Here is a 13,511-nt window from a genome sequence, read left to right as displayed (position 1 = left end):
AGGTTTAAAAACCAAGGTCCGTGCAGGTCCGGGATGTATCGAAAGTCGCAGAGAATACCTGCTGGAAATTCAGTACGCTTTTAGGGTCAATCTTCGTTTGAACCATTGAATCCGCGTCACCCCTACGCGCACTCCACTGAGGTTAAGATGTCCCATTGCGTCAATCTTGAGTACGTTCAGCATACAGCGACTATTACCATTAGCCGCCCTTCTCAGCTCAACTCCTTGTCTGAAGAGGCCTTCCTTGAGCTTCGGCAAATGCTTCGTGAGTTACATAACAATCACAACGTACGAGTAGTGATATTGAAGGGTGAGGGCAAGGTGTTCTGCGCAGGAGGTGATATTGATTTCTTTGCAGAATTGGTTGATCTCCCTCCTTCAGAACGGTCTGAAAAAGCGCGCCAATATGTTAGCTTAGCTCATGAGGTTATGGCGCTTTTTGTTTCACTGCGTGTTCCGTTGCTAGTGGCTGTGCAAGGCGCGGCGGCAGGCTTTGGTCTCAGCCTTTGTTGCATCGCCGACATAGTTGTTGCGGCTCGTGGTAGCCGATTCGTACCCGCGTACCTTGGTCTTGGTGTGACTCCTGATGGGGGGCTATCGTACAGCCTGCCCCGCTTGATTGGAGAGACGCGAGCATCAGATTTACTTTTAACTAATCGGAGCTTTGATGCCGAGCAAGCAGAGAGTTGGGGGCTTGTTACGAGGTTGGTTGACGTAAATGAGTTAGATGGCAATGTCAGCGAGGTGGCGAAACAGCTGGTATCAGGTCCGACTAAGGCTGCAGAAAATACGCTGCGGTTGTTACAAGTTCAGCGTAATTTCGATGCATTTAATACAACTCTGGCAGCGGAGTTAGATAGCTTTTCCGATTGCGTTTATGTCGATGACTTCGTAGAAGGGGTTAGGGCGTTCTTGGACCGGCGGTCGCCTAGTTTTTCGGGCTAAGTGCATGGGCAGTTTCATGGGATGTGCGGCCTCGGGATGAGTCGTGGTTATTAAAGCTGATGAATCGGGTCGATGAGCGATGATCAAAAATTACGGCATCCTTTTACTGCCAGAGTTCAGTAATCTTTGTTTTTCCAATCTAATTGAGCCCATTCGCGCTGCGAATGATCTGTCGGAGCGGCCTGTTGCTAAGTGGCATTTATTCTCGGTTGATGGCCAATGTGTATCAAGTACCAGTGGGCTGACGTTCCCGGTTAGTAAAAGCATTGCCGACATTCCCGGTACAGCGCCGCTGGACGTGCTCTTTTTATTAGCCAGCTATAATTATGAATCGTATATCACCGCGGATTTGGTAAAGAGCCTCCGGAAACTTAAGCCCTATGCAGTCCAAATGGCAGGGCTGGATGCTGGCGCTTTTGCGCTCGCTAAAGCGGGCTTGCTGAGTGGTTATCGGGCCACGATTCATTGGGCAGAGCTAGAGGTGTTTCATGAGCGCTTCCCCGACATCAAAGTGTGTGCTGATCGTTATGTGATTGATAGAGACAGGATCACGACAGGTGGGGCCAGTACATCTATGGATCTCATCTTGGAGTTGATACGTCAGCATCATGGCGAACAGTTAGCCCTTGCGGTAGCGGAGTACCTCATTTTCGATATCGAGCAACCGGGCAGTAAGCAACAGAGAGAATATGCGCCTACCTGGCTCAGCGTCCGGGCTCCGCGATTGGCGAAAGCCGTGAGAATCATGGAGGCGAATATTGAGCAGCCAATTGCGATCTCAGATTTGGCTTCAAAGGTAGGTACTTCGCAACGTCAGCTTGAGCGCGAGTTTCATGAAATGTTTAAAACAACACCGGCTCGTCATTACATTGAATTGCGGGTAGCTTCAGCTCAGCGGCTATTGAGGGAAACGAGTCTCGGTATTACTCAGATAGCTGTGCGTTGTGGGTTCAGTTCTTCTGCTGCACTGACACGAAATTACCATTCTGTGTATAGCTGTACCCCGTCGAACGACCGAAAATCTCATCGGGCGCGTATTTCTGCTTCTGTTTAGTTATAAAAAAACCCCCGAAGGGGCAAAGGTTAAGAAATCTTTCTTGCCAAATGTGTCCTACTCGCTGAGCAGTTTAGACAGACGCCCTTGAATAATTTCGGAAGCATCTGAAACCAATCGTTTGACTAAAGTATCCACGGTTGGGATGTCAGATATCAGGCCTTGTGACATACCTGCCCACCAAATGCCATGTTCCATGTCACCGGTTTCTAGAACTTTGGCACCGCGCTTCCCGGACACTAACTCCGCTATATCCGCAAACTCGGTGTCCTTTTTTAGCTCAATGCTGACAACCTCTTCGGCTACAGAGTTTCGGTAGACTCGGGCCGTGTTACGGAACTTACGAAAAATCAGCTGCGTATCTAACTCGCTACCTTCAAGAAGTTTGTCCTTGAGGTTCTGGTGTATAGGTGCTTCTACAGTTCCCAGAAAACGAGTACCCATGCTAACGGCTTCTGCGCCCATTGCCAGAGCTGCGGCCAGCCCTCGGCCATCGCTGAACCCACCACAGGCTATAACCGGGATATCCAGAGCATCAACGGTGCGAGGGAGCAGCACGAGCGACGGAATGTCATCTTCCCCAGGGTGGCCGGCCGCCTCAAACCCGTCAATAATGACAGCATCGCAACCGACCTCTTGTGCTTTCAGTGCATGGCGCACCGACGTGCACTTGTGTGCCACCTTTATGCCCGCTTCTTTGAATGCGGCCATGAACGGCTTGGGGCTGCGTCCTGCGGTTTCGACGACCTTCACGCCAGAATCAATGATAACTTGAGCATACTCTTCGTACGGAGGAGGTGTAATGCTCGGCAAGATCGTCAGGTTCACCCCGAAAGGCTTGTTCGTCATCGCCTGAGTTCGAGTAATTTCGTCAGCCAGCGCCGCAGGGGTGGGCTGGGTGAGGGCGCTCAGAAATCCCAGCCCTCCGGCATTCGCCACAGCTGCAACCAACTCTGCAGTTGAGACCCGTTGCATTCCGCCCTGAATAACGGGGTGCTCAATACCGAAAAGTTCGGTTATTCGAGTCTTAAACATAGCTCTCTGCTCCTACTGCTGAGTTACGGTTGGCTTCGACATTCATGTGTTCGTTGCCCGTCATTTTTTTCTCGATGCCTGGGGTAAGCATGGGGTAGTCCGCCTTCAACCAATTTAAAAGTGAGAAGAAGGACATGCACATCACTACCAGAAGCGGTACGCCGACAACGAGACTCGCTGTTTTAATGGGCTCAAGACCACCCGCATTCATAAGAACCAGTCCAGCCCCCCCTAATGCAATCGCCCAGAAAAAACGGTTGGCAACGTTTGGTTCAACGCCTTCACGGAGGTTATAGGAAGTGACGGAGGCTAAAACATACGCTGAGGAATCGACCGTTGTGCCTGAATAGACGAAGCCAACTATGATGAACAGGATGAGGATGACGTCATAAAATGGCAGCTGCTCTAACGTGCCCAAAATCGCAGCCGAAGGACTTTCGTTGGCAATTGTTTCGAGTACCGGGAAAGCACCCGTTAGTTCTGCGTTCATAGAGGTGCTGCCAAAGAGCACGAAGAACAACATGCACCCGGCGCTGCCCGCCGACAAAACAGTCAGGCCAATGTCTCTGAAGGTACGGCCACGAGAAATCCGTGCAATGAAAATGCCCATATAGGGCCCCATCGCTACCCACCAAGCCCAGTAGAAAATCGTCCACCACTGCGGGAACATGCTGTTAGCAATGGGATCTGTGTAGAACGCCATATGTGCGAACTCGGTGACCATCAGGCCGAGACTGTTGGTAAAGCTGTTCAACATGAAGAACGTTGGGCCACCAACAAACACAAGGATGCACAGAATGGTCAGCGCATACATGTTGAGCCGACTTAGACGCTGGATACCTTTCTTAAGGCCGAGCACGACCGATGTGACGAAGATCGCCACCCATACAAGGACAACCGCGATATCGACTTTAAACGTGTGTTCAATGTTCAATTGACGGCTAACGGCCTCTGCAAGCATCGGTGTGCCCGAAGCGAGTACTGTGCCGATACCTCCCACTAGGCCGAATACCATAAGGATATCGATGACCTTACCGGCGAGGCCATTGGCGTGCTTATCGCCAAGAAGCCCTGAACAGGCAGCACTTAGTCGCAGCTGAGATTTTTTTCGGTTGTAGAAGGCATATCCGATAGGGAAGGCGGTCAAACAATAAAACGCCCAGGCAAGTGGTCCCCAGTGGAACATACCGTACATCGCAGCGTAATCTGCGGCAAGATCACTTCTGGGCTCCAGCCCGAAAGGAGGCGCCGTAAAGTAATAAGTCCACTCGATCGAAGACCAAAAAATTAGCGACGTCCCAATACCTGAGCAGAAAAACATGGTGATCCAGCTCAGGCGGGTGAATTCAGGGCGAGCATCGGGCCCGCCGAGGCGGACTTGACTATAGCGCCCCAGCGATAACCATAACACGGCACCGAAGAAGAACGCTCCAGCCCAGATGTAGGCAAAGCCGAATTGGTTGGTTACAAAATCAAATGCTACCTTGATACCCGCTAACGCCTGATCTTCGAAGGCGATCATCCCTATGATGACGGCTGAAACGATTAGGCAAGAAGGCCAGAAGATGTGTTTATCGATTGGAGCATCTTTGGGGCGGGCAGCCCCAGCAGTATTGTTATTCATTTTTTAATGCCTTTGTTTGGATCTGTTTTATTGTTGGAAGATCTTTTTGGGCAATATCTTTTACTGTGCCTGAGTTCGCAGCAGGTCTTTTGAAATAATGTGGCGCTGAATCTCAGACGTGCCTTCCCAAATCCGCTCAATCCGTGCGTTTCGCCACAATCTTTCTACAGGAGTTTCATTCATCAATCCCATGCCGCCGAAAATTTGCACCGCTTCATCGGTGACCCGGCCCAGCATTTCACTTGCGAATAATTTTGCCATTCCAGCATCTGAATCAGTCATAGTACCTTGGTCCATTTTCCAGGCAGCATGCAGTGTCAGCAGCTCTGCGGCGCGAATCTCTGTGGCCATATCCGCAAGTTTGAACGACACGCCTTGATTTCTGCCTATGGCTTTGCCGAACTGCTTACGATCTGCAGCCCATTGGACGGCCATATCCATGGCACGCTGCGCTTGTCCCACACAGTTTGCAGCCACCATGACGCGTCCCGCTGTCAACCAAGTGTTCGCGACGTCCCAACCTTTGCCGACTTCGCCCAGCACCTTGGATTTGTGTACGCGGCAATCATCAAAGAACAACTCATATTGCTCGTAACCGCGGTTGCTGACGCAAATCGGGCCGCGGCGGCATTCAAACCCAGCGGTGCCTTTGTCGACTAGGAATGCCGTTACTTGATTGCGTGGGCGTGATGAGGAGTTATCAACGCCTGTCACTGCAAAGACAATGGCAAAGTCAGCCTCACCGGCATGGCTTATAAAATGTTTGCCACCGTTGATAACATACTCTTCGCCGTCTTCTCGTGCTCGAGTGGTGATGCCGGCGGCGTCCGAACCGGCTCCTGGCTCTGTAAGGGCAAAACAATCCGATTTTTCGCCGCGCACGCATGGCATCAGATAGTCTTTGATTTGGTCGTCTCGACAGGCCATTAAGATATTGCTGGGGCGAGCAACGTTTACGTGAATCGCCCACGAAACTTTCGATAGCTCCCGCTCAATTAGCGCTTGGCTAACGTGATCAATTCCGAGCCCACCAGCCGATTCTGGGAGATTAAAGGCGTAGAGGCCTGCATGAAGGGCTTTTGACCGGATGCTGGCTGCCAGCTCTGGGCTAACAAAACCGCGTTCTTCAACTTCGTTTTCATAAGGAAGCAGTTCTTTTTCCACAAATGTGGAAACGGTCTGCACCAGCATATTCTGTTCTTCAGTCAGTTGAAAATCCATAATGTTTCTCCGATTCGAATATTGTTATTGTCCGGTCCACTCCGGTGAACGTCCCTCGAGAAAAGCTTTGGCGCCTTCCTGCGCATCACTGCTATCGAGCATGGCCATAAAGGCCGGCCATTCTTTCGAGCGAAGGGCAGCGTAGCTTTCACTGAATGTGAGCCCCTCAGTCAGTTCAGCGGCTTCTTTTATAGCGGCCAGCGATAGCGGTGCGGCTTTGATGAGTTCCTCTGCAAGATCACGTGCTGCCGCCATAGCTTGCCCTGCTGGTACAACACTGTTTACCAGCCCTAGGTCCGCCAACTCGTGGCCTGTATATCGACGGCCGGTCATTAAAATTTCCATGGCCTTTTGACGTGGCAAGAGTTTCGGTAGCAGGAAGGTTGCGACATCTGGCGCAACGCCAAGCTGAGATTCTGGAAGCCAGAACTGTGCATTCTCAGCAGCAATCACAAAGTCGGAGCGAAGCAACATTTCGAAACCAGCGCCAATCGCGTAGCCGTTAACTGCACAAATGACGGGTTTATAGAGCTTCGGCAATTCGATGAATCCGCCAAAGCCGCCTTCACCAAAGTCGCCGGTATACTCCTCTCCGTCTGCTACAGAATTCAGATCCCAGCCACCGCAAAAGAATTTCTCGCCCGCACCAGTCAGTATTGCGACCCGCAGGGATGGGTCGTCGCGAAATTCGGCAAACAGTTTTCCCATCTCCCGACTCAGGGCGGCGCTGACGGCATTGCCTTTTGGCTTATTTATAGTGATTTCGAAAATTTCGTCGTTACGCACAGCGCGTAAAAAGTCAGACATTACGATCATCCTTTATTGTTCTGGGTGAATTTGGGTTGCTTAATTTTGAGCCCAGCGGGGAGGGCGACGTTCGCCAAATGCTTTGGCACCTTCTACCGCGTCATCGCTATCCAGCATGGCCTTGAATGCGGGCCATGGACTGTTCCGCAAGCGTTGGTAGCAGTCAGAAAACGTCGTGGTTTCAGTGTCGTCAACGGCTTCTTTGATAGCTGCCAATGACAGTGGGGCGGAGGTTAGCAAACTTTCAGACAGCGCCCGGGCAGCCGCCATCAACTCCGCCCCCGGCACCACTTGAGTTACGAGGCCCCAGCTCGCCATTTGTTGGGCTGAAAAGCGCCGTCGAGTCATCAGGACCTCCATGGCGCGCTGGCGAGTTAACAACTTGGGTAGCGTGAAGGTGCCGATGTCCGGAGCGATTCCGATACCTACTTCTGGTAACAAGAACTCGGCGTGGTCGGCGGCAACGACAAAGTCAGCACGGGTTAGCATTTCAAAGCCAGCACCTACGGCCATACCGTTAACCGCACAGATCACCGGCTTGTTGAGTGATTTCAATTCGGGAAAGCCGGCGAATCCGCCTTCGCCAAATTCGCCGATGTATTCTTCGCCATCAGCAACAGCATTAAGGTCCCAGCCCGCAGAATAGAAACGATCTCCAGCCCCGGTCATAATGGCAACACGAAGCTCGGGATCATCTCGAAACTCAGCAAAAACCCGGCTCAGTTCCTGGCTCAACGGAATATCAATGGTGTTTGCCTTCGGCCGGTTTAGCGTGATTTCGAGTACCGCTCCACGACGTTCTAGTTCCAAATAGTTATTCATCACACAGGCTCCTGATCGGCTATCTCGCGAACGCTTTGTTTTGCATGGAGGGCTCCGGGTGCAAGGCGAATCAATGCATCTGCAGCTACCACGCCTTGGCCTTTAGCCAGAACCATTAAGGGATTGACGTCTAATTCAATCAGCGAAGCAGCATGTGCTTGAGCGTAAGCAGCGATTGCCAACACGGCATCAATGACAGCTTCAAGATCAGCTTCTTTCCGCCCCCGAAAGCCAAACAGCAAGCTGGAAGTTTTAAGTGATCGAAGCGCTGCCTCTATTTCAAATCGGCTGGTCGGTAATAAAAGTGGCTGGCTGTCTTTAAGCAGCTCTACCATAATCCCGCCGGCACCAACCACAAGATGTAACCCGAACTGCTCATCGCGGTTAACCCCGACGATCAACTCGGTGACTGCGCTTGTTACCATCTTCTCGACAAGAACATCCTGAGCCAGCAGCCTCATTTCAGATACCGCTTCGGCAACAGACGCTGGGCTGGTTAGGTTCAGGCGAACGCCGCCTACATCGGTTTTGTGAGCGATGCCCAATGCTTTAATAACCACTGGGTACCCAAGAGCGTTAGCGGCAGCAACGCCTTCCTCTTCGGTATTAACAATGCGGGACGAAGGGATAGCTAAGCCGTGTTTAGCGAGCGCTGCTTTTGCGCTCGCTTCATCAATAATCTGCTCGTCCGGAAGGTCTGTTGGGACACTAGGTAGTATCAGTTCCGTTGGCGAAGGACGCGCCCAGAGTTGGCCGATGCGGGCTGCTGCCTCGATCGCCGGAACCGCTGCTTGAATGCCGTTTAGGGGTACGATTCCGCTGTCAAATAAACGAAGTGCCAGTGCTTCAGGTAGGTTGTCTGAAATTGTCGACATGACGGCAGTGGGGTACTGGGCGTTTTTGCTGGCTTCGATGAATGCATATTCGGCACTTTGCCAATCAGACCCGTCGCACCGATCTTCGCGAGGAAGGTCGAGCATACTCACGGTTAGGTCGAAGCCCTCATTCATAAACGCTTCGTACGTGATCTGTAGTCGTTCTTGGTCCCCCCAATCGAACAGCTGGTAATCCAGCGGGTTACCAACCACCATGCGTTCGTGAACTACTTGTTTCAGCGCTATCGCGCCGCTATCAGATAGTGGCGCCAGCGTTAACGTAGTCTCGCTGATAGCATCTGCCAGGATTGTCATGTCTCCACCGGAGGTGCTCATCGCGCCAACTCGGGCGCCGCTAAGAGGGCCGTGCACATGTAGCAGCTTCAACGTTTCAATTAGCGTCTCCAAAGAGTTCACCCTGGCTACGCCTGAACGCTCGAATAACGCGTCGATCAGTTCGTCAGAACCACTGAGAGCAGCGGTGTGGGACATGACAACCCGGCTGGCGACTTCTGAATGGCCGGACTTTAGGGCGACAATTGGCTTGCCAAACTGACGCGCGACTTCGGCTGCCTCCTGGAATGCTCGAGGATCTGCAATACCTTCGACATACAGCCCAATTGCGGTGACTTCTTCTTGCTGGGCAAAGGTGGTGATCGCGTCTTGCAGGTCAAACTTGAGGCGATTGCCCAAAGATACGAGGTACGAGATTGGCAAGCCGCGCCGTTGCATCGTGAGATTGAAAGCGATGTTACTCGACATGGTAATCAGAGCGACGCCCTGGTCTACCTGTCGACCGCCTTGTTGGTCAGGCCACATCATGGCCCCCTGAATATAATTCAGGAACCCATAACAATTAGGCCCGAGCAACGGCATGTTTCCGGCTGCCTTCAATAATTGCTGCTCAAGTTCCTTGCCATCCTTTCCAGACTCAGAGAACCCAGTGGCATAGCAGACCACACCACCTGCATTCCGGGCGGCTAGCTCCGACACAATCTGGATGCTCAGGTTTCGATTGACGGCGATATAGGCCGCGTCAGGGCTGTTAGGTAGCTCGGCAACCGAGCGGTATGTTTTACGCCCGGAAATTTCGGTGTGCTTAGGGTGGACCGGCCAAATTTCTCCGGTAAACCCCACGGCCTCGCACTGTTCAATAACTTTTTTAGCTTCGCGCCCACCAAACACAGCAATGGATTTTGGGCGTAAGAAACGTGCAGATAACATGAGGATTAATCCCTCCGGCTTGGTTTTTTGTTTTTGCTATATTTCGCCATTACTCAGGTAGAGAGTTCTGGAGCTCAACTGCTCCTTGAGATGTTTACCCGGAACATGACCTAGTGTTACTCACGAGGTGATAAGCGGAACTTCTAAAAATCGACAGAAAAGGATCAAAAAACGACATTGTTGGTTTTGGTCCACGGAGACTAGAAAATTTGTCGGCATTTAAGGGAGGGGTTCTAATCGGCACCAAAGATGGTTCGTTTAGGCGAGTCACGAAAATGATGAGTCGGAAAGTTGAAGGCTGTTAAAGGGGGCTCAAAGGAATCATGACGGAGTTTCTTTGAATTACTTTGAGTGCTTCAAAAATCCCAAAATACCTTGTGACAAAACCGCGACATCGATTTCATTTTTCATGCGCGCACCTTAGTGGCTTTAACAGTTAACGGGGAATTACCTTAGCGTCATTTGGACCCCGTTAAATCCTTTGCTACGTTGGGTGTGCGACAAGATGTTTCGAATCAACTGGTTCGATTATTGGTCATATTTACCAGAAGCTCGCCCTTTGAAATAATTTTCTGGGCGATTGCCAAAGCCACAAACGGTAGGAGTACGACAATGCGTAAATTTCTTTCACGCACTATGGGAACCTCGGTGTTGGTAGGCGGGATGGCGTTGAGTCTTTCGGCTGTTGCTGCGGAAGGTCTGTATTCTATGGATGAGCTGACGGATGCAAATGTTTTTGACAGAACTGGCGAAGAAATCGGTGAGGTTGAAGATGTTCTGTTGACGAATGACATGTCAGTACATTCGCTGGTTATCGAAACGGGTGAAATTCTAGGATTAGGAGGCGGCGAGATTATTGCCGAGCGCGGTACGTTCACCGTGGCTGTAGCTTCCGATAAACGCAGTTTCGATGACGTTGAGTACGAAGTTCACATGGAATTGTCTCAGGAAGAGTTAAAGGTATTACCTCAATACAATGAGGATTGGTGGAACGAGACTAGCCAAAGCCTTCAGCAAGCATGGGAAAGCACAAAGGAAATCAGTGAAAGCGCTTGGGAGAGTACTAAGCAAGCTACCTCTTCAGTTTGGTATGACGTTAAGCGTGGTGTAGCTGAAATGGGTGAAGAAACTAAGGACGCAGTCGAATAAATCGTCCGGGAAGAGCGTGCCATGGAGGGCGGACACGTCCGCATACAGGAGGAATATAATGTCTAGCGCCATGCAGCTAGGGGAAAAGTTCTCTCACAAGATTGCTACTGAATTCGAAGACGAGCGCGCCGCAAATAAAGCGGTAGATGCTCTTAATTCAGCGGGAATGTCCGCCTCACAAATCAAAGTAGTGCGACCCGATGACCCCGATATGGCGAGAAAAGTAGAGCCTGAAGTTCAGGGAGTGGCGCGATCTCTTATTAACACTCATATCACCTTCGGCAGTGTGGGGCTCGTTATTGGTCTCATGCTTGCCACTGTATTGGTGTTAGTCGGGCCCACCCTCACACAGTCGAGCCCCTTAATGACCTATATCGCGTTTGGTTTCCTGTGTCCGGTGTTAGCGCTCTTGGTCGCTGGGGTCATCTCCATTCGCCCGGATCATGATCCTTTCATAGAGAAAACGCGCAAGGCCCAGAATGTAGGTCGCTGGACAGTGGTCGTTCACTGTGAAAGTAGCGATCAGCAAAGAGTTGCCAGAGAAGCGATGGGCTCGGATATACAGTCACTCTAAGAAGTGGCAGCTTGGCCCTCGCCCGACAGATCAATAATCACGCCTATTTGGCTTTGCCCGATAGTCAGGTCGATCTCATCGAGTGCGGTTCGACTTCACGATATAGAAGGGCGGGCAGCGTTCTAATTTGGGTGATCGGCAGAGCTTTGGAAAACAGGTAGCCTTGTAAAGAGTCGCAATCAAGATCAACAAGATGATCTCGATGTTCAGCCGTTTCAACGCCTTCCGCTACAACTTCGAGGCCCAGGCGGTGCGCCATGGTGATGATCCCCTCTACAATCGCTGCATTCGCATTGTTGTTGCTGATGTGGCGGATAAACGCTTGATCGATCTTGATTTTGTTAATCGGGAACCGATGAAGATACGCGAGGTTTGAGTACCCGGTACCAAAATCGTCGATTGCAACCCTGACACCTAGCGATCGCAAGTCCTGCAAACGCTTTACCGATCTTTCTGTGTCCATCATCAAAGAGTTTTCTGTCACCTCGAGTTCCAAGTATTGCGGGCTAAGCCCACTGATTTGGAGTACGTGTTCTATTTCCTCAATAAATCCGTTGCGTCCGAAGTGGGCCGGGGAGATGTTAACGGCGATGGTTAGAGGGGACTCCCGGGTGGAATTTAACTCGTAGATGTCTTTGCAGGCTCGCCGAAGCACCCAGCGTTCGATATCAATGATTTGTCCGGTCTTCTCAGCCAGCGAAATGAACTCTTGTGGTGACATCAAGCCGCGGCTGGGATGTTGCCACCTCACGAGTGCTTCTAAAGATTTTACGGTGCTCGTTCGCGAATCTACCAGCGGTTGGTAGTGCAGTACGAGGGCATCACCGTCGATGGCAGCGGCTAGCTCCCGACGGAGCGAAACATGTTCGAGTACAACCGAATGAGAGTCCTCAGAATACCAGCCCCAGGTGTTTCGGCCTTGAGCTTTTGCATCTGTCACCGCGATACACGCGCGCTGAATTAATGTCGAACTATGTGGACTGGCACTGTGATGGAATGCGATGCCGATGCTTGCGGTTATTTGAAGCGCTTGCTGATCAATAATGAAAGGACAGGAGAGCAGGTACAAATAGCCTTCTGCAATTTGTAGCGCAATCTCTTCATTAGTAATGTTCGAAAGGAGCAGGCCAAACTCGTCGCCGGCAAATCGCGCTAAGAAGCATCCGGGTTGAAGGCCTTCATCCAGGCGCTTTGCTGCTTCTTGCAGTAGCCGGTCGCCTATGGCGTGGCCAAGATGTCGGTTGACGGACCCAAAATCGTCTAAATTAATGATGAGAACTGCAGAGAGTTGTCCGTCACGCTGTTGAACTTCTCGAATTTGGGTTTCAAAGGCTGATCGATCCGGCAGTCCAGTAAGGATGTCTTCGCGAAGCGGGTCACTCATGGTGACCTGATGGCTGGATAGTTCCTTCGCAATGCCGTGCACGCCTCTTACCGTCCGATCAATAAATATCGGGGAAAGGGTGACCTCTATTAACGAGTCTTTGTGCGAGCTCCGACGGATTCTGCATTCGAACGTAGTCTGGGATCCTTGGAGTGCGAGTTGTATGGCTTGATGCAAAGCACCAGGATCATCGAGATGGGCCAGTTTTTCGAACCGTTCGCCAGTAAGCGCTGCTTTACTTATCGCAAACAGGCTCTCGAATTTGTCGTTGGCAGCCGTAAAGCGGCTATACCCGTCAAGCTCAAAAACCGCATCGGGGTGGAGCGCGAGAAGCGAATGGTAACGTTGCTCTTCTATAGAGGTGCCTTGGGTGGAGTCCGGTCCACAGAGCGTGCTGTTTTGTAGTGTGTCTGGCATAAGGTGACGATCTTTAGTTCTATTTATAGTGGCAACGTATCATTTGGTTTAGACTAACACCATATTCGAGAGCGGTTTTGTTGGGTGTTCTGGTTGTTTTTTGTTCGCTCTGTTTAATTAATAAACGAATACGTTTCAGTGGGTTGCGGGAAACCGAAACAAAGCGAAATTTGTTGATAATGCTTGTTGACAGGATCCTAGAACGCTGTAGAATTCGCCCCACTGTTGAGCAACGAGACGCTCAAACGCTCTTTAAAAAGTTGACCAAGTAATTCGTGTGGGCGCTGGCCGAGGTATTTCAGATACGAAATATCAGGACAGTGACTCGTCGAAAATTGAGTTTTGTCTTGAGCAAGAATTAAGAATCTTCGGATTCTTGT

The 13,511-nt window shown here is 51.0% G+C and carries 11 protein-coding genes; 4 read left to right on the top strand and 7 right to left on the bottom strand.

Features of this window, described 5'->3' with window-relative positions:
- The first annotated feature begins 147 nt into the window (after nt 1–147).
- Both K5L82_RS00670 and K5L82_RS00665 read left to right on the top strand, forming a co-directional pair.
- Nucleotides 148–945 (top strand): enoyl-CoA hydratase/isomerase family protein, encoded by a 798-nt coding sequence (locus K5L82_RS00670; protein ID WP_223132808.1) that lies wholly within the window; start codon nt 148–150, stop codon nt 943–945.
- Between the two features lie 79 nt (nt 946–1,024).
- Entirely contained in the window at nt 1,025–1,999 is a 975-nt protein-coding gene (locus tag K5L82_RS00665) for a GlxA family transcriptional regulator (protein WP_133005432.1), read from the top strand.
- Between the two features lie 57 nt (nt 2,000–2,056).
- Here the strand turns inward: K5L82_RS00665 and K5L82_RS00660 are convergent, their stop codons facing one another.
- Genes K5L82_RS00660 through K5L82_RS00635 form a run of 6 tightly spaced genes read right to left on the bottom strand, consistent with a single transcriptional unit; the run spans nt 2,057 to nt 9,607 of the window.
- Nucleotides 2,057–3,034: an NAD(P)H-dependent flavin oxidoreductase gene (locus tag K5L82_RS00660; RefSeq protein WP_223132807.1), complete on the bottom strand. Its 978-nt coding sequence runs from the start codon at nt 3,032–3,034 to the stop codon at nt 2,057–2,059.
- The gene (locus K5L82_RS00655) at nt 3,027–4,658 is read right to left on the bottom strand and encodes a BCCT family transporter (RefSeq protein ID WP_223132806.1); all 1,632 of its coding nucleotides are present in this window, start codon (nt 4,656–4,658) and stop codon (nt 3,027–3,029) included. The genes K5L82_RS00660 and K5L82_RS00655 overlap by 8 nt, the downstream gene beginning before the upstream one ends.
- Nucleotides 4,659–4,718: 60 nt before the next feature.
- On the bottom strand, nt 4,719–5,879 hold the full coding sequence (locus K5L82_RS00650) for an acyl-CoA dehydrogenase family protein (RefSeq protein WP_223132805.1): 1,161 nt from the start codon (nt 5,877–5,879) through the stop codon (nt 4,719–4,721).
- Between the two features lie 24 nt (nt 5,880–5,903).
- Nucleotides 5,904–6,686, bottom strand: coding sequence for an enoyl-CoA hydratase-related protein (locus K5L82_RS00645; RefSeq protein ID WP_223132804.1), 783 nt, complete (start codon nt 6,684–6,686; stop codon nt 5,904–5,906).
- Between the two features lie 39 nt (nt 6,687–6,725).
- Nucleotides 6,726–7,508, bottom strand: coding sequence for an enoyl-CoA hydratase-related protein (locus tag K5L82_RS00640; protein WP_223132803.1), 783 nt, complete (start codon nt 7,506–7,508; stop codon nt 6,726–6,728).
- Nucleotides 7,508–9,607 (bottom strand): acetate--CoA ligase family protein, encoded by a 2,100-nt coding sequence (locus tag K5L82_RS00635; protein ID WP_223132802.1) that lies wholly within the window; start codon nt 9,605–9,607, stop codon nt 7,508–7,510. Before K5L82_RS00635 ends, K5L82_RS00640 begins: the two co-directional genes overlap by 1 nt.
- A gap of 612 nt (nt 9,608–10,219) precedes the next feature.
- On the opposite strand from K5L82_RS00635, the gene K5L82_RS00630 reads away from it, so the two are divergent.
- Together K5L82_RS00630 and K5L82_RS00625 are read left to right on the top strand one after the other, a co-directional pair.
- Nucleotides 10,220–10,756 carry a PRC-barrel domain-containing protein gene (locus tag K5L82_RS00630; RefSeq protein WP_223132801.1) on the top strand — a complete coding sequence of 179 codons (537 nt, stop codon included), beginning with the start codon at nt 10,220–10,222 and terminating at the stop codon, nt 10,754–10,756.
- A 58-nt stretch (nt 10,757–10,814) separates the two neighbouring features.
- Nucleotides 10,815–11,330 carry a hypothetical protein gene (locus K5L82_RS00625; protein WP_223132800.1) on the top strand — a complete coding sequence of 172 codons (516 nt, stop codon included), beginning with the start codon at nt 10,815–10,817 and terminating at the stop codon, nt 11,328–11,330.
- A 64-nt stretch (nt 11,331–11,394) separates the two neighbouring features.
- Here the strand turns inward: K5L82_RS00625 and K5L82_RS00620 are convergent, their stop codons facing one another.
- Nucleotides 11,395–13,131, bottom strand: coding sequence for a putative bifunctional diguanylate cyclase/phosphodiesterase (locus K5L82_RS00620; protein ID WP_223132799.1), 1,737 nt, complete (start codon nt 13,129–13,131; stop codon nt 11,395–11,397).
- Between the last annotated feature and the right edge of the window lie 380 nt (nt 13,132–13,511).

The sequence above is a fragment of the Marinobacter sp. AL4B genome (genome assembly GCF_019916045.1).
Taxonomy (GTDB): domain Bacteria; phylum Pseudomonadota; class Gammaproteobacteria; order Pseudomonadales; family Oleiphilaceae; genus Marinobacter.
The sequence above is the reverse complement of the archived record's forward strand: the minus strand, read 5'-3'. Positions and strand labels throughout refer to the sequence as shown.